The sequence below is a fragment of the Deefgea rivuli DSM 18356 genome, from assembly GCF_000620145.1.
Taxonomy (GTDB): domain Bacteria; phylum Pseudomonadota; class Gammaproteobacteria; order Burkholderiales; family Chitinibacteraceae; genus Deefgea; species Deefgea rivuli.
The window spans coordinates 73,005-92,656 of the sequence record NZ_JHVM01000014.1; the positions used below are offsets into that span (position 1 = coordinate 73,005).

The 19,652-nt window shown below is 50.1% G+C and carries 19 protein-coding genes and 1 tRNA gene; 10 read left to right on the plus strand and 10 right to left on the minus strand.

Annotated features, from left to right (window positions below; all coding sequences use genetic code 11):
* Positions 1-44 precede the first annotated feature (44 nt).
* Positions 45-179 (plus strand): DUF2061 domain-containing protein, encoded by a 135-nt coding sequence (locus tag Q320_RS21520; RefSeq protein ID WP_156939019.1) that lies wholly within the window; start codon positions 45-47, stop codon positions 177-179.
* A gap of 303 nt (positions 180-482) precedes the next feature.
* Here the strand turns inward: Q320_RS21520 and Q320_RS0107495 are convergent, their stop codons facing one another.
* Both Q320_RS0107495 and Q320_RS0107500 read right to left on the minus strand, forming a co-directional pair.
* Complete coding sequence (locus Q320_RS0107495) at positions 483-1,505, minus strand: alpha/beta hydrolase family protein (RefSeq protein WP_027468491.1); 1,023 nt, start codon at positions 1,503-1,505, stop codon at positions 483-485.
* 234 nt (positions 1,506-1,739) lie between these two features.
* Complete coding sequence (locus Q320_RS0107500) at positions 1,740-2,288, minus strand: sugar O-acetyltransferase (RefSeq protein WP_027468492.1); 549 nt, start codon at positions 2,286-2,288, stop codon at positions 1,740-1,742.
* Between the two features lie 292 nt (positions 2,289-2,580).
* Here Q320_RS0107500 and Q320_RS0107505 point away from each other — a divergent pair, with 292 nt between their 5' ends.
* Together Q320_RS0107505 and Q320_RS20715 are read left to right on the plus strand one after the other, a co-directional pair.
* Complete coding sequence (locus tag Q320_RS0107505) at positions 2,581-2,946, plus strand: hypothetical protein (protein ID WP_027468493.1); 366 nt, start codon at positions 2,581-2,583, stop codon at positions 2,944-2,946.
* Positions 2,947-3,219: 273 nt separating this feature from the next.
* Complete coding sequence (locus tag Q320_RS20715) at positions 3,220-4,836, plus strand: methyl-accepting chemotaxis protein (RefSeq protein WP_051534564.1); 1,617 nt, start codon at positions 3,220-3,222, stop codon at positions 4,834-4,836.
* A gap of 93 nt (positions 4,837-4,929) precedes the next feature.
* Here Q320_RS20715 and Q320_RS0107515 read toward each other — a convergent pair whose 3' ends face one another.
* Complete coding sequence (locus Q320_RS0107515) at positions 4,930-7,314, minus strand: sensor histidine kinase (RefSeq protein ID WP_027468494.1); 2,385 nt, start codon at positions 7,312-7,314, stop codon at positions 4,930-4,932.
* A gap of 239 nt (positions 7,315-7,553) precedes the next feature.
* Here Q320_RS0107515 and Q320_RS20720 point away from each other — a divergent pair, with 239 nt between their 5' ends.
* Entirely contained in the window at positions 7,554-9,092 is a 1,539-nt protein-coding gene (locus tag Q320_RS20720) for a polysaccharide lyase (protein ID WP_051534565.1), read from the plus strand.
* 79 nt (positions 9,093-9,171) lie between these two features.
* On the opposite strand, the gene Q320_RS0107525 is transcribed toward Q320_RS20720, so the two are convergent.
* A complete protein-coding gene (locus tag Q320_RS0107525; RefSeq protein ID WP_027468495.1) occupies positions 9,172-9,450 on the minus strand; it encodes a peptidylprolyl isomerase in 279 nt (92 codons plus the stop codon).
* A 261-nt stretch (positions 9,451-9,711) separates the two neighbouring features.
* On the opposite strand from Q320_RS0107525, the gene Q320_RS0107530 reads away from it, so the two are divergent.
* Together Q320_RS0107530 and Q320_RS0107535 are read left to right on the plus strand one after the other, a co-directional pair.
* Positions 9,712-10,230: a DUF6841 family protein gene (locus Q320_RS0107530; RefSeq protein ID WP_027468496.1), complete on the plus strand. Its 519-nt coding sequence runs from the start codon at positions 9,712-9,714 to the stop codon at positions 10,228-10,230.
* Positions 10,231-10,329: 99 nt separating this feature from the next.
* Positions 10,330-10,836: a hypothetical protein gene (locus Q320_RS0107535; protein ID WP_027468497.1), complete on the plus strand. Its 507-nt coding sequence runs from the start codon at positions 10,330-10,332 to the stop codon at positions 10,834-10,836.
* A 66-nt stretch (positions 10,837-10,902) separates the two neighbouring features.
* Here the strand turns inward: Q320_RS0107535 and Q320_RS20725 are convergent, their stop codons facing one another.
* Positions 10,903-11,898, minus strand: a complete 996-nt coding sequence (locus Q320_RS20725) for an SPM autocatalytic domain-containing protein (RefSeq protein ID WP_051534566.1) — start codon at positions 11,896-11,898, stop codon at positions 10,903-10,905.
* A gap of 222 nt (positions 11,899-12,120) precedes the next feature.
* Positions 12,121-12,197 (minus strand) — tRNA-Gln (locus Q320_RS0107545).
* Between the two features lie 227 nt (positions 12,198-12,424).
* Here Q320_RS0107545 and Q320_RS0107550 point away from each other — a divergent pair.
* Both Q320_RS0107550 and Q320_RS18965 read left to right on the plus strand, forming a co-directional pair.
* Positions 12,425-13,237, plus strand: a complete 813-nt coding sequence (locus Q320_RS0107550) for an energy transducer TonB family protein (protein WP_027468498.1) — start codon at positions 12,425-12,427, stop codon at positions 13,235-13,237.
* Positions 13,238-13,453 carry a cysteine-rich CWC family protein gene (locus Q320_RS18965; RefSeq protein WP_051534567.1) on the plus strand — a complete coding sequence of 72 codons (216 nt, stop codon included), beginning with the start codon at positions 13,238-13,240 and terminating at the stop codon, positions 13,451-13,453.
* A gap of 91 nt (positions 13,454-13,544) precedes the next feature.
* Here Q320_RS18965 and Q320_RS18970 read toward each other — a convergent pair whose 3' ends face one another.
* On the minus strand, positions 13,545-14,120 hold the full coding sequence (locus Q320_RS18970) for a cell wall hydrolase (RefSeq protein ID WP_035853009.1): 576 nt from the start codon (positions 14,118-14,120) through the stop codon (positions 13,545-13,547).
* Between the two features lie 164 nt (positions 14,121-14,284).
* On the opposite strand from Q320_RS18970, the gene Q320_RS0107565 reads away from it, so the two are divergent.
* A complete protein-coding gene (locus Q320_RS0107565; RefSeq protein ID WP_035853012.1) occupies positions 14,285-14,827 on the plus strand; it encodes a nucleotidyltransferase family protein in 543 nt (180 codons plus the stop codon).
* 13 nt (positions 14,828-14,840) lie between these two features.
* On the opposite strand, the gene Q320_RS20730 is transcribed toward Q320_RS0107565, so the two are convergent.
* Positions 14,841-15,695: a hypothetical protein gene (locus tag Q320_RS20730; protein ID WP_051534568.1), complete on the minus strand. Its 855-nt coding sequence runs from the start codon at positions 15,693-15,695 to the stop codon at positions 14,841-14,843.
* 240 nt (positions 15,696-15,935) lie between these two features.
* On the opposite strand from Q320_RS20730, the gene Q320_RS0107575 reads away from it, so the two are divergent.
* Positions 15,936-17,564, plus strand: coding sequence for a methyl-accepting chemotaxis protein (locus tag Q320_RS0107575; RefSeq protein WP_027468500.1), 1,629 nt, complete (start codon positions 15,936-15,938; stop codon positions 17,562-17,564).
* Here the strand turns inward: Q320_RS0107575 and Q320_RS18980 are convergent.
* Together Q320_RS18980 and Q320_RS0107585 are read right to left on the minus strand one after the other, a co-directional pair.
* On the minus strand, positions 17,561-18,952 hold the full coding sequence (locus tag Q320_RS18980) for an ATP-binding protein (protein WP_035853014.1): 1,392 nt from the start codon (positions 18,950-18,952) through the stop codon (positions 17,561-17,563). The genes Q320_RS0107575 and Q320_RS18980 overlap by 4 nt on opposite strands.
* On the minus strand, positions 18,949-19,605 hold the full coding sequence (locus tag Q320_RS0107585; protein ID WP_027468501.1) for a response regulator: 657 nt from the start codon (positions 19,603-19,605) through the stop codon (positions 18,949-18,951). The genes Q320_RS18980 and Q320_RS0107585 overlap by 4 nt, the downstream gene beginning before the upstream one ends.
* Positions 19,606-19,652: the final 47 nt, after the last annotated feature.

Genomic DNA, 19,652 nt, shown 5'->3' on the forward strand with positions numbered 1-19,652 from the left:
TGCCTATCGAATCCATTCCCGCTGAAATCAGCCGAGGAGGCAATATGTTGAAAACCATCACTTTCGCTATCGTTCACTTTAGCGTCGCGTTCAGCGTGGCGTATTTCTTCCACGAAAAAGCGTGGGATGCGTATCGTGCTGCGCAGCAGCAGGCCACAAACTTACTGCATCTAAATTAATTACGATGTATTAGCTTATAGCCCTTACTAATTAAAGCATTCAAGCCAATACATCAAGCATCACGGCGATGTTCAGATTTGGTGTTGATACGTTAATAAGACGGCAATATCGAGTAGATCGCATTCGCTGGGTTTGAGTTGCCGTAGCTCCTTCCCCCTTGACGGGGGAAGGCTGGGATGGGGGTGCTAAGCCATAAAATGCACTCCGTAGTATCACCCCCACCCTAACCCTCCCCCGTCAAGGGGGAGGGAATGCCTCGATTCTTTAACCACCATCAACACGTAATCTGAACAAACCCAGCATCACGGCAACAATCGTTGCTGAAAATACGTGTTAATTTTCTGATTCACCAGCGCGGTTTCTTGTCGATCAAATCCAACTGGGTCGCCGATGAGTTGGGCGATCAGGCCTTCCAGTGGCGAACGGATGGGTGAGAGTAGTGCGCCGTGGCCGCCGGTTTTGAAATCATGCAGTAGCGTGCAGCTTTGGCACACTTGCAAAATTGGGTCGCTGTGAAATTGCGGATGCAGCCAGACGTCTTTGCGCGCCGTAATCAGCGCGGCGGGGATTTTGGGCTGAGCGAGTGAATTCAAATCAAATACCACACCATACGGCACGCCAGCAACAATCGCCGTAATGCGTGGATCGGTATGGCTGTGCGATTGCGCATCGTTAAAGCGCCAGCGCAAAGTGAGCTGCACAATGGCGACTTTAAGCCAATCCCAGATGCCACCATTGAGCTGAAACACCGTTCCAGCGCAGGCATTAAAATCTTCGCGAATATGTACCTTGCAATGCTGCACCATCTGCGCCGATGACCAACGACCACCCGCCAAGGTGAGCGCCGTCAGGCCGCCCGCCGAAATACCATACATACCGACGCGATCCAGTTGCAAAGATGGCGCAAAGCGCGCGTCTTGCGCGATGGCATCAATCGCGCGGCTGACTTCCTGTGGCCGAAGTTGCCAACTCACTGGACCCGCATCGCGACCGTTTTGATGATTGTCGCCGGCGTGTTCGGGCATCGCGACGACAAATCCCGCATCGACCAACACGCCCGCCAAATCAGCATAATCCCACGGCGATCCAGCAGAGCCATGCGACATCACAATCAAGCGTCCATTACCTTTGATGGGCGGCGCATTGGGCAAAGCCGAAACGGGCAAACCGATTTTATTGAGGATTTCATTTTTACCGCCGGCCGGATAAAACACCGTCACCAAGCCATGCTGCGGCGTGGCGGCGATTTCGGTGAGACCAGTCGCCGCATACAGCGCGGACGCCGCGCAGAGTAAAAGAAAAGCAAATAGCGCTTTGATCGACATGGCAAACTTTGGTCATTGCAATGCCAGCACCTTAGCAGAGCGCAATGAATGCGGTGTGACAATTTATTGGGGGGATGGACGGCAAAGATCGAACCAAAGCCATCATTTAATAGGGGATCGTAGGGTGTGAAACGCGAAGCGTTGCGCACCAAAACAGGCATTTTTAAAATACGCAGCAAGACAAAGACGCGCTGTTATGCGTACGCAAATCCGAATTTACAAACGCTTTTTGGCTTATTTAGCCGGATTACCCTTTACCGTTGCACCCGCTGCAACATTACGCGTGACGACACTGCCCGCGCCAATAATGGCGTCATCACCGATGATCACTCCTGGCAAAATAATCGCGCCCGAGCCTATCCAGACATTTTTACCGATTTTGACTGGAATGCCGCTCTCGTAACCTTGTTTGCGTAGTTCTGGATCGCGCGGATGATCTGCAGTCAGGATTTGTACTGAAGTCCCAATCAGCGTTCCTTCGCCGATTTCAATTTTGGCAACATCGAGCATGACACAGCCAAAATTGATAAATACCCGAGCGCCTAGATGAATGTTGTAGCCAAAATCACAGTAAAACGGCGCACGAATCAGACCGCCTTCGCCAAGACTGCCGAGTAATTCATTTAGAATCGGCGCGGCTTGACTGGTTTGTGAACGACTTAGGGCATTGTATTGGCGAGTAAGCGTGTCAGCGCGGATGCTATCGGCGATGATTTCATCGCCTTCCACCGCGCGATACAATTCACCGGCCAGCATTTTTTCTTTTTCGCTTCTTTGATCCACACCGATTCTCCATGGTCGCTTTTTGGCCGACAATGGCCAAGAGCATAAGTATATTGCCGCTCTTTAAACCCAGCTTCAACTCCTCGTGTGAAGTAGACAAAATCACCCAGCACTATGCCGGTATGGCGTGGATCTGATTTGTGCTCGAAAATAATGCATCGCACACCATCAATCCAGCCAGAAACAGCCACCACCTCACCCGTTTAACACATAAAAATACAGCGCGATTTCCCATTGCCCAGCGTGGGCGCGTACCATGTGCGGTAATAACGCGAATTGAGAGAACAAAAGTATGAGTAAACAGTTGAGCAAAGATGAAATGGCATCGCTGATCGAAGTGAGCCGTGGTCTGAAAAGCACGCGCTTAAGCCACGCGGTCTTTAAAAATGTCAAAGTGCTGACCGGGCAAAAATTGGCCGCTTACGAGCGTAAAACCGGCATTTTGCAAATTACCGAACTGGGCAAGCAAACCGTTTTTATGGCGCAATGCATCGACAGCCTGCGCCAATTAAAAGTGAATCCAATGCTCAAAATCAATGGCGAAGCGCTGGCGTTTTTGCTGCGTAAGGGCCATCTGGAAACACGCGAAGGCGAAGTGGGTCATTTCATCACCACCAAAGGTGAAGAATCTCTGGCCGATATTGATTCGCAAAAATAATTAGCAGCACGCCGTTGAATCTTCTTTCAACGCGCCGCTAAACAACAAATTCCTGAATTGTCATTCCCCAAGCCGCGCTCCAGCGGCTTTTACACCTTGCCATAAAGCTTTTACACGATGACTTACCTAATAAGCAGCAATACTAAATTTAGCGTCGTGAACCGCCTTCACTGGCGCTGCTAAACACATCCTCAATCCTATCTCCGCCTTGTTTCCTTATGCATAGCGTCTATGCTGAGATACTGCTCTTTTCGCCGTAACTAGGAAACCTAAATGAAAATCGCTCACAAACTAATGGCATTAATCGCGCTGGCTGCATTAGCGATTGTGCTGTTAACCGCCGTGAATTACAGCAAATTCCAAAATGTAAAAACCGATTCGGCCATCGTTAGCGACAATGCGATGCCTTCAGTGGCTTTAATTGCCGAGATTAATTTAATTTTTTCGAATGCGCGCCGTGAATTGCTATTTCATATTATTCAAACCGATGCAGCCCAAAAAGCAGAGGTACAAAAAGCACTTAATGCTGATTTAGCATCGATACATGAAAAATTAAAAACCTATAGTGACAATTATGTCTCCAATCCAGAAGATCAACAAAACATCGCCAATATTCGCACTGAAATTGATCAATGGGAAGCCTTGAGCAAAATGGTAATAACGGCTTCGGATATGAGCGATAGCAGCAGCGCCGAAGCTTTGATACGCACAAAAACAACACCACAAGCGATTAAAGCCGTTGAAAAATTAAAACTGGCAACCCAGTTTAATGAAGCTGCAGCCAATCAAGCCAAAAAAGAAATTGCCAACGAAATTACATCGGCAATGAGTATTTCAATCGGCATGGGCGTGGTTTTAATTATTGCGATTGCCATCATCGGCCTATTGATTGCACGCAGTATTGTGACGCCACTGAATGCGATGCGACAATTTGTTGTGCAATTAGGCAGTGATTATGATTTTACGCGCCGTATTACAGTGAATAGTCGCGATGAAATTGGCGAATCCCTCGATGCGATTAATAGCCTCATCACGACTTTGCAAAACAGTTTGCAACAGCTCAATCGAATTGGCCGTGATGTAACCAGCTCTGCAACGGGCTTATCCAATGCCAGCCACGAACTTTCCGATGCGTCACAAAGTGTTAGTAATGCCGCGTCGAGTATGGCGGCGGGCGTTGAGGAAGTGACCGTGAGTATTAGTCATGTCGCCGACCGCGCTGATGAGTGCGATCGCACTGCGCGTGAAGCGGGGCAAATGGCCAGTACCGGCGGTGCGGTGATTGAAACAACGATCACCAGCATCAACCAAATTGCCGATGATGTACGCGTTTCGGCGCAGCAAATCGAATCGCTCAAAGAGCGCACCGCCAGCATTAATGCGGTGGTCAATGTGATTAAAGACATCGCCGATCAAACTAATTTGCTGGCGCTCAATGCGGCGATTGAAGCCGCACGGGCGGGTGATTTAGGCCGAGGTTTTGCCGTCGTCGCCGATGAAGTGCGTAAATTAGCTGAACGCACGGCCAGCTCAACCCACGAAATCATTGCTACCGTCAGCGCCATTCAAAGCGAGGCCAATGCCACCGTGACAACGATGCAGCAAACCGTGCGCCAAGTGGATTTGGGCGTCGAACGTGCGCAAGAAGCCAGCGATGCAATTTCAAAAATTCGCCACAATGCCGATCAAGTGGTTGAGCAAGTTAGCGAAATTACGGGCTCAATGCGCGAGCAAAGCGCTGCCAGTGCAATGATGGCGCAGCAAGTCGAACAAGTCGCGCAAATGTCGGAAGAAAGTAGCTCGGTCGCGCAAAATACCGCCAGCGAGGGCGAACGCTTACGTCAACTGAGCCAAGAGCTAGATTCGGCAATTTCGCGCTACCGCGTTTAAACGAAATGCAGCTTCAACTAAAAAGGCCACGATGTGGCCTTTTTAGTTCATTCATTCCCATCACACTCTCACAGGCCAGTGATGCATTGAAGTTTACTCCGCTGGATCGAGACTAGGAATGTCCAGTATAAACTTAGAGCCCTCATTCAAACTACTCTCCAAACGAATACCCCCACCCAATAAGCTCGTAACTAAATTAAACACCATATACAAACCCAAGCCACCACTGCCCTGACCAAAGTGCGTGGTGAAAAACGGATTAAATACTTGAGCCAAATGTTTCTGTGCGATACCGCAGCCATTATCTGCAACGCTTAACTGCACTTTGCCGCCCTCTGCAACGGCCTGCAAAGTAATTTTTGGATGGGTAGGCAGCATCGCAAAACCATGCTTGATGGCGTTATTAATCAGTTGCAATAAAATTTGCCGCAAAGCCGCCCGCCGAGTCGTCAGCACCAGCTCAGCTGGAATATCAACAATAAAATCGATGCCGATTTCACCTTGATTTCGACACAAAGCCAGCACTTCAATACACAGCTCGCGCAATCGAATTGTTTGCAAACTTTCACCATTCGGATCAATGACAATCTGCTGAAAACTTTGCACCAAATGACTCGCGCGGACGATGTTCTTATCCAGCAAAGCGCCCGCTTCTTGTACGTGTTGCAATGATTTCATCGTTGCATTGCGTGCAATTGTGCCGCTACCCAATTGCGCGAGCAGATGGCTCACTTCCTCATTGAGCAAACTCACTGCCGTCGTTGCAACGCCCAAAGGAGTGTTCAATTCATGGGCAATGCCTGCAACTAAATGACCCAGCGCTGCCATTTTTTCGATCTGCACCAACTTGGCCATTGCTTGTTCAAGTTCTTGATTGGCTTTTTTCAATTGCAGAGTACGGCGTTCAACTCTGGCTTCTAGCTCTTGATTGGCCTGAATCAACTCTGCATTAAGTGTTTGAATTTGCTCGGACAATTGCACACGATGCTGCAGCGTTTCAATCCGCGCGGCCATATCGGCGAGCATACCAGCGTATAAAATTTCATCTGGCGTCCAATTATGCTGCTCGTTCGCATGCTCTAACACCAAAAAACTCGCTGGGCGACTGGCGACATGAACCGGCACCGCCAAGAGTGAAAATAAATCAGGATTCACCGTCGGCTCGCACAGCGGCCACGTCAAAGGATGATGCCGCGCATCGTGTGCAATCACCATCCAACCTTGCTGATGACAGTTTAAAAAGCCAGCCGCCGTCGATGCTGGCCACTCGGCACGCATCGGCAGTGGCGTTTGCCAAATCATGCGCCATTGCCCACTCAAATATTGCCGCCAACTCGCCGCGCTCAATTGCAAAATATCGCAAGCCTCGCGCAAAATCAGCGCAAACGCAGCACTGGCCTCTCCCGCTTCAAGCAGCGGATGGTTCGCCAAGCTGGCGATGCGTTTCGCCGTATCGGGGCTAAGCACCGCATGTTGATGCTCTTGCTCACGGCTTTGGCTGGCTTCGGATTGAATTTGTTCTAGCGCCTGCACTTGTGCTTTCAGATGTGGATAAGCTTGGGCGATGTCGCCCTGCATTTCGCAGTAGCGCGCAGCGGCAGCATTGAGCCGCATCATTTGATCGCGGTAATGAATCCGCTCGGCGATTTTCAAGCCTTCGCGTGCAATCACCAGCGCTTCTGCTGGCGCGCCCAACTTGGCAAGCAACTCGGCTTGGCGCGCAATAATGCCGGTTTCAGCCCATTGATAGCCGACCTTTTGCGCCAATTGCCGCGCAGCGGCCAAGTCATGACCCGCCAGCTCGAATAGATTATTTTCTAAGCCCAATTCGCCCAAGCGAAATTGCGCCTCAGCGGCGTAATCGTAAATTTCATTTTCAAGGCATAGCCCCAAAGCCAAACGCAAATGATGGGCTGCGGCTTCAGTTTCACCGATGGGCGCTAAATTAACGCCTAAATTGATTCGAACTTTGGCCTCTAAAAACACATCAATAACTTGTGGCAGAATGGCTAGCGCTTGGGTATGCAGATGAACGGCTTGATGATGTTGGCCTAGCGCGTCATACACCTGCCCCATACCCACGCGACCATAAATCAATCCACTGGGCTGATCGCCCAATTGTTCGGCCAAGTCGGTAGTGCGCTGCCAATATTGCAAAGCCAACCGATATTGCGCGTTCATATAGTGATTGCGCGCAATTTGTTCAGAGAGGCGCATTTCAGCAACAAAGTCGTGTAAATGTTGCGCCAATTGCAGCGCTTCAAACAATAAATTGCGGCTGGCTTCGCCAGTGATCTCTTGGCAATACAGCTCAGCTGTCGCAATAAACACTTTATTGTGGCGGGCTTGGCGCGCAGCATTGAGCAATGCCAGACCTCGTTCGCGCAACTGCATTTTATCGGTATTAAACAGCGAACTCAGCGTGGCCAGCTCGGCCTCAAGCTGCGCCGGAAGCCATAGAATCGGTGACTGCAACATGACGATCATCCTATCTGCTAGACACTCAGCATGGCACAAGTCGCCTGCTTTTTATAGCCAAGATCCGCTCCATAAACCCTGCCCCAAAGTGCCACTGTTGTAATTAATCCGCCGAACTCCCCGCTTGTAAGCTTAGATTGACAGCTTACAGTTTGACGCATAGGCTTTGATCGCCTGCCATCAGAGCAGCGTCAAAATAACGAGGAGACAGCCAGCCGCGCTGGCTACAGGAGCAGTTTATGCAAAAATGGATTTCACCTAGCCTATTGATGCTGGGTCTTTTGGCGATGAGCAATGCCAATGCCGCCTGCAAAGGTAATTGGGCTGAGGGTTTGAGCTACACCGTCGGCGACACCGTGCAATATCAAAGCAAAGTTTACACCGCGCAAGTGACGCACACCGCGTACGTTGGCACTAACTGGAACCCAGTTGCTGCGCCTACGCTGTGGAAAGTGGGTGGCGTTTGTGGCAGCGCGACAGCGACTCCGACCGCAACACCAACAGTAGCACCAACGACAACGCCGAAACCGACAGCTTCACCAACACCAACGGCAACCCCGACTACGACGCCAACTGCAACACCAAAACCAACGGCTTCGCCAACTCCAACAATAGCGCCAACAGTGGCCCCGACTGTCGCACCAACTGCCTCACCAACTCCGACAGCTGTGCCAACGGCGACACCAACAGTCGCACCTACAGTTGCGCCAACGCCCGTTCCAACGGCCACCCCCACAGCAACACCAATCGCCACGCCCGCACCTAGCGGCGCGCCGACTCAAATTTTGCTACGCAATCGTTTCGATCAATACGCCAACGGCCTTTATCAAGCCGCGCAATTTCAAAACGATTGGAATACGTCACCAGGCGAATCAACGGGTGTAAACGCTGGGCGCTTGAGCATCGTTACCGATCCCGATCAAGCCAGCAATAAAGTACTGCGCGTGACTTATATGCCGGGGCAAGTGGGTGGCAATTCGGCAATGACGTTTGATGCACCGCTAGCTGGCAATTCGCGCTCGCTCTTTCTGCAATATAAATTGCGCTTTGATAATGCGTTTACATGGGTCAAAGGCGGCAAACTGCCAGGGCTTGGCGGCGGTGATACACCAACGGGCTGCATCCAAAACGGCACTTTTGATGGCTTTACAACGCGCTTAATGTGGCGTGAAAATGGCGTTGGTTTCCAGTATTACTACTTCCCAGGCAAAGTTGAGCAATGCGGTGATTATGCGGGGTTGGCGCGACGCTTTGAGGCGGGCCGCTGGTACACGCTGACGCAACAAGTGGTGCTGAACGACATCGGCCAAAGCAATGGCGAATTTCGCCAATGGATTGATGGCGAATTGGTACTCGAAAACAAAACCATGCTGCTGCGCAATTCAGCCAGTGTCAGCGTTTCAGCGATCAAGATGGATACCTTCTTTGGCGGCAGCAGCGGCGATTGGGCACCTGTGAGCGAGCAATACGCTTATTTTGACGATTTCATCGTGAGTGCCGATTCACCCTTGGGCTTGGTCGATACGCGCGTCACACCACCGATCTACAGCCATCCGATTGCAGGCTATTCACAATGGCAAACGAGCGGTGCATACCCAAAAAATAGTGTGGTGTACCGGATTGATGCCAATGGCCAATATCGCTATTTCAAATCCCGTGGCTATACCGCTGCTGGCGTTGATCCACTCAGTAGCAATCTGCTCGAAATCTATGTTGGCGTTTATTCACCGATCCGCCTTGATACCGCGCAAAAATGGATAGAGCTAGCGAAGCCATAATCGTCAATTCACCACTCGCAAGACGCAAAAAAGCCGCCAAACGATTTTGGCGGCTTTTTTTTATCACTACAGCACGCAATTAAGCGCGGCTAGTAACCACCAGCAAGTGATAACCAAACTGAGTCTTCACAGGACCTTGAACTTCATTCAACGGTGCGCTGAAAACCACTTTATCAAATTCTGGCACCATCATACCTGGGCCAAATGAGCCCAAAGCACCACCTTGTGCAGACGATGGGCAACTTGAATTGGCTTTCGCCACTTCTGCAAAATCAGCACCTGCTAAAATTTCTTGTTTCAATGCTTCGCATTGCGCTTCAGTTTTTACCAATAAGTGGCTGGCGGTAGCTTGGACCATAATTTACTCCTGCAAAGACGATTTGCTTTTAGTTAAACATACGAAATTTATTCTTATTTTAATAGATGGCGTTCATGCAGGCAATTTCAAGCCAGTAGCGCACATCTCAAGACTAATTTTGCGCCTGCCCAGCCAAGCAATCATTCACGAATCATCATAAAAACGTCATCAAATTACAACCATCGTTAGGGTTTTATATTATTCAAAGTACAGTCTGATAATATACAACTCTGCTTTAGTTAGAAATCAGAAAGGTAAGCCATGACTCTAGAAGAATTTTTTGAGCATTTTGCGATTGTTTATTCGCAGCTCGATGTGGATGGCGTGAGCCAGCTCTTTGCGATGCCGTTTTTTACCTTGATTAATGACGAACGCACGGATTGGCCAGAAATGGCCCCGCTATACGAAACCACCCAAGTACTCTTTAATTGGTACGCTGCGCAAGGTTTTCATGGTGCCTCGTATAAAATTTTAAGTTGCATGGAAATCAGCAGTACGCTGGCCACCGCGCAGCTCTGCTGGCGCGTCATTCGCAACGATGGCACGCCATGGGAATATCGAACCAGCTACCACCTCAAATGGATTAACGAGTCGTGGAAAATCTCTGGCGTGATCCAATTTGATGAAGAAACCCCAAATGTTGCGAGCCTGAACGAGCAAACAGCCAGTAAGCAATCATCGCCTTTACTGGTTCTTGCAGAAGAAGCTTTACGCGATAAAATCCCTCATCCGACCGCTGTTAGCCCCATAGAAAATGAACTTAAGTCCTTGATTCAATAAAGACTGTTTATTTTTAGCAACAAAATGTAGTCAATAATTCGCAACTACATAAGTTTTGGCTTATACATACACTCTGTGCCATCGAAGCAGAGTGTCATCATGGAAAACGCGATTTATCACAAAACAGCCCTAGGCCAGCAAGAACTCACCCAGCGCGGCGGTTTGATCGGGCAAAAAGAACGACAAGTGCTGTTTATGATCGATGGCGCTCGCCACAGCATGGCACTCGCGGGCATGTTACCCAATATCGATGTACTGGGCATTGTGCACAAACTGTATAGCCTCGGTTTTATTAGTGCCGTTTCGCAAAGCAAAACCATAGATCAAATTCAATTTTCCGGCCCGACCACGGTTGCACCGCAAATCTCGCAAGACTTACTACAAAAACGCCAAATCGATGCAGCACGCCAAGTTATTTTGGCCGTAACCCAAGAATACCTCGGGAAAAATTGGGAAGATCGACTGAGCGAATTGCTCAGCACCGTACGCCGCCCAGAAGATTTTGCCCCGATTGTCGAGCAATGGGGCGTTGCGCTGCGTCGCTCGGGCTATCGCAGCGCTGCGGACTTGGGCGAGCGTGAAGTGAAAGCCGTTTTCGCCAGCTAAAAAATAATGATTTAAGTTATCGAGCCGCCCCACTAGGCGGCTCGATTCATTTTGAGCGCTTCAAATCTAAATCGGCTTGGTTCCCACATCGATCTGCCGCAACACGCCTGCACCGCTGTGCTCGCCCAGCCAAACACTACTAGCGCGAATTTGCCCCAGCACATCGCCTTGCTGCACGATGCTAAACTCGGTTTTTGCCGACACCACTGCCAAAGCGCCCACGCCGGCCTGACTCAAACTCCGTACGCCATCGCCCTCAACGCCCGTATCCAGCTGTTGCCAAAGCCGTAAATCTTTAAACGCAGCATCGCCTTCATCAATCCAGCCATTGTGATCTTCATCCAGTGCCGCCAACTCAGTAAAACCTTGCCCGGTTTTCGGGCCAAACAGCTCGCTGCCGTCATCAGCCCTGCCGTTGCGATTACGATCCAGAAATAGCCATGCCGACGAGCTACTGGGCATAGTCATTAGCTCTTTTTTACCATCGCAATCCAAATCAAACTCGACCGTTTTATCACTCAACAGGGCTGTTGGCGCGCCAAAATCCAGCACCAGCGGATCTTGCAAGTTCATCCATTGCGCGCCAAGCGCTCGCGTAGTTTCTGTTTGTCGCGACAATTGATAATCCACCGCAAATTGCCGCGTGCTGCCATCCGCAAGGCAAACTTTGCCGTTGGCCGCAAAACTGCATTGCTCGCTCTCACGCAGCTGTTCGACGGCAAAAACCTGCAATTGCGTCATTTTCACCGGCGCCGCTGTAGTCAGTTTGGCATCCTGAATCACTGGAGGCGGTGAACACGGCGTACTACCTGTTTTATTCTCACCAAACAGCAACTCCATCAAGGATTGAAAGCGCTTGGCCTTTTCCTGTTGCACCGTTTCCATCTCGACCGCCTTAGGAGGAGGCGCAGATGGTGTGGGCAGCGACATCGCGCTAATTTGCTCATTGAGCTGCTTAGAAAATAGCGCAGCCATATCGGCGGAGAGTTGAAATTGAATTGTGGATTCTTGCTGCAGCTGATGCTCACTCGTGAGCTTCAGATCGGTGTGCTGAACTTTCATGATGGCAACCTCGTGAGGGGTGGAAGTTTCACTCACGCATAAAACATGCCAACTCGGTACGCTCTTGTCACTCAAGCGATTGCTGGTAAGACATTTAATCAATACTATGATGTATATCTTTCCAAGCTCTACTAAATAAGGCTTAGCGATAAATACCCAATGATAGACTAAATTTTAGGCAATAAAAAAGAGCCGCAGCGCGACTCTTTTTTATATTTATTCTGGCAGGGGAAGAAGGATTCGAACCTTCGCATGCTGGAATCAAAATCCAGTGCCTTAACCAACTTGGCGACTCCCCTAGCGACTAGCCTTGCTGCGGTGAAAACTAGATTCAGCAAGTTAGGGGGCGGATAATACCTGATATTTTTTCAAACCGTAAGTCTTTTTCGGTAATTTTTTTGTATTTTTTCACAAAACCACGCCAAATCAGCCACCTAGAACTGATTACACTCATCTCCACGCCCCGCATTCGAGCACTTCACGGTAGAATGCAGCCCTGCATGTTTTAGCCACTCGGACTTTTTGAATGCCGCACAACGATCTCGGTACCATCGCCAGCTCGCAAGACAAATGGCTCGTGCAGGCTTTGATTTTCGCGATTTTATTGCACATTCTATTCCTGCTGATTCCTGCGCCCGAAAAAACTAAACCCAAAACCAGCGCCAGCAATGCGCTGGAAATGACGCTGCAAAAAAAACAGCCGCCCAAAGCGCCAGAACCCGAGCCTGAACCCGAAGCCAAAGTGATGACACAAGCGCCAACGGTAAAAAAACCGCTGTACCGCGCCAAACCCGTACCGAAAAAAATCAGCACCGCCAGTGCGCCCAAAGTCATTGCGCAACCGTCTGCAACTCGAGAAGTGGAAATCGCTGGTCTTGATATCGCCACCGGCACCGCCAAACAAGGCAAACCCAAGCCATTAATTATGGATTACGCCTCGGTCAAACATTTGGTCGAAGAGCCGCAATCTGAAGACGCGGCAGTTCGCAGTCAAGAAGGCTCAGACAAAACGAAAGCAATTTTTGGCATTTGGGAACGGCAAATTCGGCAGAAAGTCGAACGTGTTGGCCAGCAAAACTTCCCGCGCGATGAAAATGGCCGGCCTTTATTTGGCCTGATGCAATTTCGCGTGGTACTGAATGCCGACGGCAGCATTGCCGCGCTCAGCCTCACTCGCTCATCGGGCAACGAGAAACTGGATAAAGACGCACTGCAAATCATCCGCATCGCCGCGCCCTTTGGCCCTGTACCCGTCGAGCTACTCGATAGCCGCCGCCAAATTACGCTGCTGCGCTATTACGAATTTGTCGACGAACGTAATGTGCGTTGGAAGAAATAAATGGCGCTCAGCCCCGGTATACTACCAATCACGATCAAGCACTGCCAAGGCTGCGGCATTGAATTTACTTGCGGTGAGGGTGGCCAAAACGGCGGCTGTTGGTGCATGGATCAGCCCATCGGCTTGCCCGTGCCCAGTAGTGACAGCAACAGCGATTGCTATTGCCCAAACTGCCTAGAGAAAATTCGTCAGCAGTATTTAAACAAGGGTATTTAACGCCAAACCATGATTAACAAGCGCCAGCGTTAAATACCCTTGGTTAATTTCAGATTGAGTATGAATGCCCGTCCACAGGCACTTCAATCACTTAACAATGCCGATTTTCATAAAAAATATGCCCGCCCATTGCGCTAACGCGATCAACTGCCGCCGCGCGCGCCCAAGATGGACTGACACCACGCGCATGATAGAGCACCGCATCGCTTGGCTTAGCCCCATCGGCAATGAACTCGTACACCACCGATTTCACCCGCACATACGTCGCAGGCTCACGCGATTTTGCCGCCGACAAAGTGCGCGCGCTGCCATGCTGCCAAGTCCAAGAAAATTGCTTCCGTTGATACACCACATCATGCACCGTGTCGGGATAACAGGCCGAGCCGACTCGCGCCATCGTCACACCCAACACGGCGCGAATCCCCGCAGCGGGCTCACCACGCGCTTCGTTAAACGCATTCAAAATTAAAGCGTCGATATCTTTTTGACTAAATTGATACTGCGTCGTTGCCGATGCAACGGCCGGAATCGATGCCTCCACCACACTCGCAGCACTGGCGACCGACGCCTCTTTCACTGCCTCTGCAGGCATAAACTCCTGCACCGCACAGCCTGTCACCAAGCTCCCAACTAAGACTACACTGCCCCATTTTACGCCTAGCGTCATTCCACCTCCTTTTGCTACCATTCCCCCAAAAAAGGCGAGGAATGCACAGCCATCATTGACGGCTCTGCTGCAACTTTTTAAACTAAGGCCGCGATAATAAATAAAAACCCTAGTCTTTTCAGTGACATAGTTACAAGTCATCCTTGAGGCATAAAAAAATAAGCATGCAAAAACAAACTTTGGCACTCATCCGTGCTGATCTATTACGCATCGAATGTCTGCACGCGCTACGCGAAATTGCGCTGCCGCAAGCCATGATTTGTGCGGGATTTGTTCGGAATTTAATCTGGGATACAGCACATGAATTCACCTCTGCCACGCCCTTGGCAGATGTGGATATTGCATGGTTTGATGCGAGCAACGTGGCGGCAGAATTTGATCTGGAAATAGAATTCGAACTACAAAAACGCCTGCCAACGGTGCAATGGCAAGTGCGCAATCAAGCACGAATGCATTTACGCAATGACGTTGCGGCATACACATCGGCGATTGACGCAGTGCGGCGTTTTCCAGAAACCGCCACTTGCCTTGCTGTGAGTTTGAATCAGAGCGGTGAAATTGTGTGGGAAGTTGAAACAGGTTTGCTTGACGCGTGGGCGCTGCGCTTGCGACACAACCTTCATTCAGGTTTACCGCAGCAGATCACAACGCAGCGTATTCACAGTAAACAATGGCAGGCGCACTGGCCGCGCCTGCGAATTGATTGAACGCTCCTAAACTTTAAGCTTTTTCATCCAGTGCTTTTTTACTCGGATCATAATCAGGGCTTAAATCCACATGGCGTGGTCCGCCGGGTAGGTTGAGCAATTGCAGCGACATTTCACCCAAAAGTTGCAACGCGTTTTTGCCATCGCTATCGGTGCTGAACAATGAAAATGGCTTAAAGGCAGGTTCACTCGTTAAGCGTTGCAGCAAATCCATCGCCGTGCCAGCAAAATCTTGCTTGAAAGCATTGCGGTCATTTTTCTCCGCCCGATCTGCTGTACGAGATTTTTCGGCTGCTGCAGTAGTTTCAGCCTGTGACGGCGCTGCGAGCAAATCGGCCACATCAATGACATTAGCAGCACCACTAGGTATTGCCTTCGGAGTATTGCTAGTATTGCTCTGCCGAGCAATACTAGCACCTTCAATCACTGATTCATAACGAATTTCAATTTCGATATCAAAGCGCTGACCATCCGCCGTCGTTAACGTGCCTTTGCCCGTAAAGTGGCTGGCATCGCTCAGGCGAAACGCACTGGCTTGGCTGCTGCCTTGCGCGCTTTGGCTAGTTTGCTGTAGCGCGGTAAAACTCGATTCGGCACTCAAACTCATTTCATCAAATTCAATCGTCATGCCTTTGGCCTGATCACCAAATAACTGCTGCGCAAATTGATTAATGAAATCACTGGCCATTTGCGTCGTAGCCGCACCCAGATGATCCACTCGCTGCTGCATCAGCTCACTGCCTTTGGCTAAGGCCTTACCCGTCGACGCCGCCAAATCGCTCATTTTGCGCAACGACTGCGCCAAGCTCGGATCATTGGTGCGCAGGCCAGACGACGGACCAGCTCCAAAAGCAGTAAGCGAATTCATGATGACACCTCGGCAAAGATGATATGGCAAGATAAGGATTATCTTTTGTATCGACGTTTTTAGCGCAAACTAAAATCAATCGACGGCGTAGCAGATTAACGGTCAAGCGCTAATTCGATGATTTTTCAGCGAATTTGACTATGCTAAAACTAAATCACAATAAATCGTCTTTTTTCAATCCAGACCATTAATTTTTGCAATTAAACCAATAAATAGCACTGCAAAATTGGAATTTAGATCATGAAAACGCTCAAAGCCAAAATTCGTCTCGCGCTCATTTTTACTGCCAGTTTGGCGGTTTTGGTGTTTAGCACTTTCAGTTATGTCGACTCCAAGCGGATTATTTTGGAATCCATCGACGCGCGTTTGCTCACCGCCGCACAAGGCTATCGTTATGTCGTTGACGATAATTTCCATGAAAACATCGTGCCACGCGAGCAAGCCGATCTCAAAGCCAAACACGCCGCCGCGCTCAAACTCACCGAATACAGCAAGGCGATCAAGCTGCCGTATATCTATAGCTTTGTCATGCAAAACAATAAGCCGGTGTATTTGGTGAGCTCCTTATCCGCAGAAGAACTCGCTAAACCCGATATCGAACATTATCTGCTGCCCTACGACACCGCCACCGATGGACTACTCAAGGCGTTCACGAGCAATAGCATCGCTTTCGCCGAATATAACGACCAATATGGCGAATTTCGCTCCATTTACTTACCCTTTAAAAACAACGCAGGGCAAACCATCGTCGCCGTTGCCGATATTGGTTTGGGCTATGTCACCGAAACGCTGCGCGCTGCGCTATTTAAATCCATCGGCATTGGCGTGGTACTGATGCTGATTGCAATCTTGATTTCAGTCTGGCTGAGCAATCTGGTGGTGAAACCACTAAACGAATTACTAAAAACAATGCAGTGCCTTTCCAGCGGCGAAGCGGATCTCACTGCAAGATTGGATGATAGCCGCGCCGATGAAACCGGTGCGATTGCGGGTGCATTTAACCAGTTTATCGCCGAAATTCAGCGCATTATGCGCATTGTTAAACAAGAAAGCAGCCAACTGAGCCAAGGCGTGCAGCAAATTGAACAAGTCGCGCAGCAGCTCTCTAAAGACTCGCGCCAACAAGCCGATTTAGCCGCGTCATCCGCCGCAACGATTGAAGAAGTCACCGTCAGCATCGCCCACATTGCCGATAGCTCGGCAGTGGTGCAAGACACCGTCACGCAAGCGGGGCGCGAAGCCGAAAAAAGCGCCTCATCAATGTCCAAAATGCGCCACGACACGCAAAAAATCAGTCATCAGCTCAATGAACTGGGCAACGTGATGCAGCAACTGGATCAGCAATCGCACAAAATCACGCACATCACCAATACGATTAAAGAAATCGCCAACCAAACCAATCTGCTCGCACTCAATGCGGCAATTGAAGCCGCGCGCGCAGGCGAGCAAGGCCGTGGCTTTGCCGTTGTCGCCGATGAAGTGCGTACCTTGGCCGAACGCACCGCCCGCGCTACTGTCGAAATCGAAACCATGCTGACTGCGGTTAGCGCCGAAACGCAGCTCGCCGTCGGCCAAGTTCAATCCGCGCACGGCGTTTCAGGGCAAAATTTACAGCAAGCCGAAACGGTGTTTAATCAACTGAGTTTGGTGCAAGGCGAAATGCAAACCGTCGTCGCGCAAATTGTTGAGATTTCCAACGCCACGCGTGAGCAATCAATTGCCACCGAACAAATCGCGCAAGTTGCCGAAAAAATGAATCATCAAGTGGTGCAAACTGATTCGGCACTAGAGCGCACCAGCCAAACGCTGCGCGAACTCAGTAAAATGGCGCAAGAGCTGCAACAGGTCGTGAATCGCTTTAAACTTTAAACGCCAAAGGATGAGGCTGCACGGCACGGGATTTCAACGGTAAATCGACAGCCTTGGCCAGACAAACCAGCCGACAGCTCAATCTGACCGTTCAAGCGTGCAACCGCCTGCGCCACAATCGCTAAGCCCAAGCCCGTCCCCGCCACATCATGCCCTGCGCCACGATAAAAACGCTCGAAAATCCGTTCGCGATCCGCCTCGGCAATGCCGGGGCCATTATCAGCAACGGATAAAATGATGGCCTCAGCGCTTTGACGCAACTCGACCTCAACCTGCCCGCCTTCATGCACGTATAAAATGGCGTTATTAAGTAGGTTTTGCACAATCGATTGCAGCACATTCGCATCGATAACGCTGAGCAGCGTATCAGGCGCAGCAAGCGACAGTTCAATTTGCCGCGCCATAGCAGCGGGCGCCAAGCGTGCCAATTCTTGCTGTAACAAGGTCACCAGATCAATCGTGTCTGTTGCCGTTAAACGATCATTGTCGATGTGCGACATTTCTAGCAATTGCGCAATTAAGTGCGAAGCGCGGCCAATGGCCAACTCAAGATTTTGCTCCGCCGCCAAGCGCTCTGCTGGCGTACTCGCTAGCGCCAACACATGAGCTTGCGCTGAAATCACCGCCATCGGCGTGCGTAACTCATGCGCCGCATCTTGAACAAAAGCATGTTCACGCTCAATTTTGCTATGCAATTGATGTAATAAGCGATCTAGCCCAGCAGTGAGCGGCTTTAGCTCGGCGTATTCACTAGTAAAATTGAGCGGAGATAGATCATCTTTGTTTTTATCTGCAATCAGGTTAGATAAAATCCGTAATGGCCTTAAACCACGCGCAACCAGCAGCCAAATCGTCAATACCATAATCGGTAAAGCAATTAGCATTTGCACGCTCATTTCCATAATGACCATCATAAAAAACCAAGGCGAATTCAAAATTGGAGCCGCCCACATCACGTCCCAACGTGATGTCTGTGCGTGAAAAACACGATACAACTCCCCATTCACTTTGGCATCAAACAATTGAGACTGGCCTGCGGGCAATTGAGCATTTCCCCCTTCAGGAGAAAAATAAATTCTTCGCCCCTCCAAATCATTCAGTTGCAACAACATAACCCGTGGAATTTTAAACTCACGATAGCTTTGATTAAAGATATCGGAATAGGTTGAGATGACCTTCAGTGCGTCGCTCTCCGTTGTTGCCTTTTCAAGCGCTGATACTAAAGTCCTTCCATGAGCGAGATATACTCGATCACGCTCCGTTGGGTCAGTCTCCCGCCAATAGCCAAAAACAGCCAAAACCACCCAGCACAAAGCCATAGCAATCAAAACCGCAATCACCACCCGCCGAATTAAGCTCGGACCAAAATATTTTAGATAGCGTTTCATAGCACCAACATATAGCCAATACCGCGCACCGTACGAATCCGCTGCGCGCCAATTTTACGCCGCAAGTTCGACAGATGAACTTCAAGCGCGCCAAAATCAATCGCATCGCCCAGCGGCTCTAAGCGTTGTGCCAATGCGCCTTTAGGCACCACAACGCCGGGCTCTCGGGCTAGCTCCAGCAACAAATGAAACTCACGCGGCGACAAATCTAATTTTGCCCCCGCTAAGCTAGCGTGATAACGACGCGGCTCGATTTGCAAATCACCAATCGTCCAGACATCACTGGCCTGCTGCGCATAACGTCGCAACACCGCCCGCATCCGCGCGATCAACTCTGCGGTCGCAAAGGGCTTGATAATAAAATCGTCTGCGCCGCCGTCCAAACCCGCCAATCGATCGTCCAAAGCCGAGCGCGCCGTAATCACAATAATCGGCGTGGCGATGCCAGCCTTTCGCCAGCGATTGAGCAAATCAAAACCGATGCCATCGGGCAAAGTTAAATCCAGCAGTACACAGTCAAATTCCATGTCTTGCGCAGAACGCGGCGCATCAGCGATGCTGCGCCGCCATTCGCTGCTAATGTCTTCGGCCTTAAGCGTCTGCTGGAGTGCGAACCCGAGATCGAGGTCGTCTTCAATAATCAAAATATGCATGCCGCTACTCTACCTGAAGAACCTTAAGCTTGGCTTAAGCTTGCATT

What these genes read in the sequence shown, in the direction of transcription:
- Q320_RS21520 (WP_156939019.1), top strand. Translation starts at nt 45, where the DNA reads ATGTTGAAAACCATCACTTTCGCTATCGTTCACTTTAGCGTCGCGTTC.
- Q320_RS0107495 (WP_027468491.1), bottom strand. Translation starts at nt 1,505, where the DNA reads ATGTCGATCAAAGCGCTATTTGCTTTTCTTTTACTCTGCGCGGCGTCC.
- Q320_RS0107505 (WP_027468493.1), top strand. Translation starts at nt 2,581, where the DNA reads ATGAGTAAACAGTTGAGCAAAGATGAAATGGCATCGCTGATCGAAGTG.
- Q320_RS20715 (WP_051534564.1), top strand. Translation starts at nt 3,220, where the DNA reads ATGAAAATCGCTCACAAACTAATGGCATTAATCGCGCTGGCTGCATTA.
- Q320_RS0107515 (WP_027468494.1), bottom strand. Translation starts at nt 7,314, where the DNA reads ATGTTGCAGTCACCGATTCTATGGCTTCCGGCGCAGCTTGAGGCCGAG.
- Q320_RS20720 (WP_051534565.1), top strand. Translation starts at nt 7,554, where the DNA reads ATGCAAAAATGGATTTCACCTAGCCTATTGATGCTGGGTCTTTTGGCG.
- Q320_RS0107525 (WP_027468495.1), bottom strand. Translation starts at nt 9,450, where the DNA reads ATGGTCCAAGCTACCGCCAGCCACTTATTGGTAAAAACTGAAGCGCAA.
- Q320_RS0107530 (WP_027468496.1), top strand. Translation starts at nt 9,712, where the DNA reads ATGACTCTAGAAGAATTTTTTGAGCATTTTGCGATTGTTTATTCGCAG.
- Q320_RS0107535 (WP_027468497.1), top strand. Translation starts at nt 10,330, where the DNA reads ATGGAAAACGCGATTTATCACAAAACAGCCCTAGGCCAGCAAGAACTC.
- Q320_RS20725 (WP_051534566.1), bottom strand. Translation starts at nt 11,898, where the DNA reads ATGAAAGTTCAGCACACCGATCTGAAGCTCACGAGTGAGCATCAGCTG.
- Q320_RS0107550 (WP_027468498.1), top strand. Translation starts at nt 12,425, where the DNA reads ATGCCGCACAACGATCTCGGTACCATCGCCAGCTCGCAAGACAAATGG.
- Q320_RS18965 (WP_051534567.1), top strand. Translation starts at nt 13,238, where the DNA reads ATGGCGCTCAGCCCCGGTATACTACCAATCACGATCAAGCACTGCCAA.
- Q320_RS18970 (WP_035853009.1), bottom strand. Translation starts at nt 14,120, where the DNA reads ATGACGCTAGGCGTAAAATGGGGCAGTGTAGTCTTAGTTGGGAGCTTG.
- Q320_RS0107565 (WP_035853012.1), top strand. Translation starts at nt 14,285, where the DNA reads ATGCAAAAACAAACTTTGGCACTCATCCGTGCTGATCTATTACGCATC.
- Q320_RS20730 (WP_051534568.1), bottom strand. Translation starts at nt 15,695, where the DNA reads ATGAATTCGCTTACTGCTTTTGGAGCTGGTCCGTCGTCTGGCCTGCGC.
- Q320_RS0107575 (WP_027468500.1), top strand. Translation starts at nt 15,936, where the DNA reads ATGAAAACGCTCAAAGCCAAAATTCGTCTCGCGCTCATTTTTACTGCC.
- Q320_RS18980 (WP_035853014.1), bottom strand. Translation starts at nt 18,952, where the DNA reads ATGAAACGCTATCTAAAATATTTTGGTCCGAGCTTAATTCGGCGGGTG.
- Q320_RS0107585 (WP_027468501.1), bottom strand. Translation starts at nt 19,605, where the DNA reads ATGCATATTTTGATTATTGAAGACGACCTCGATCTCGGGTTCGCACTC.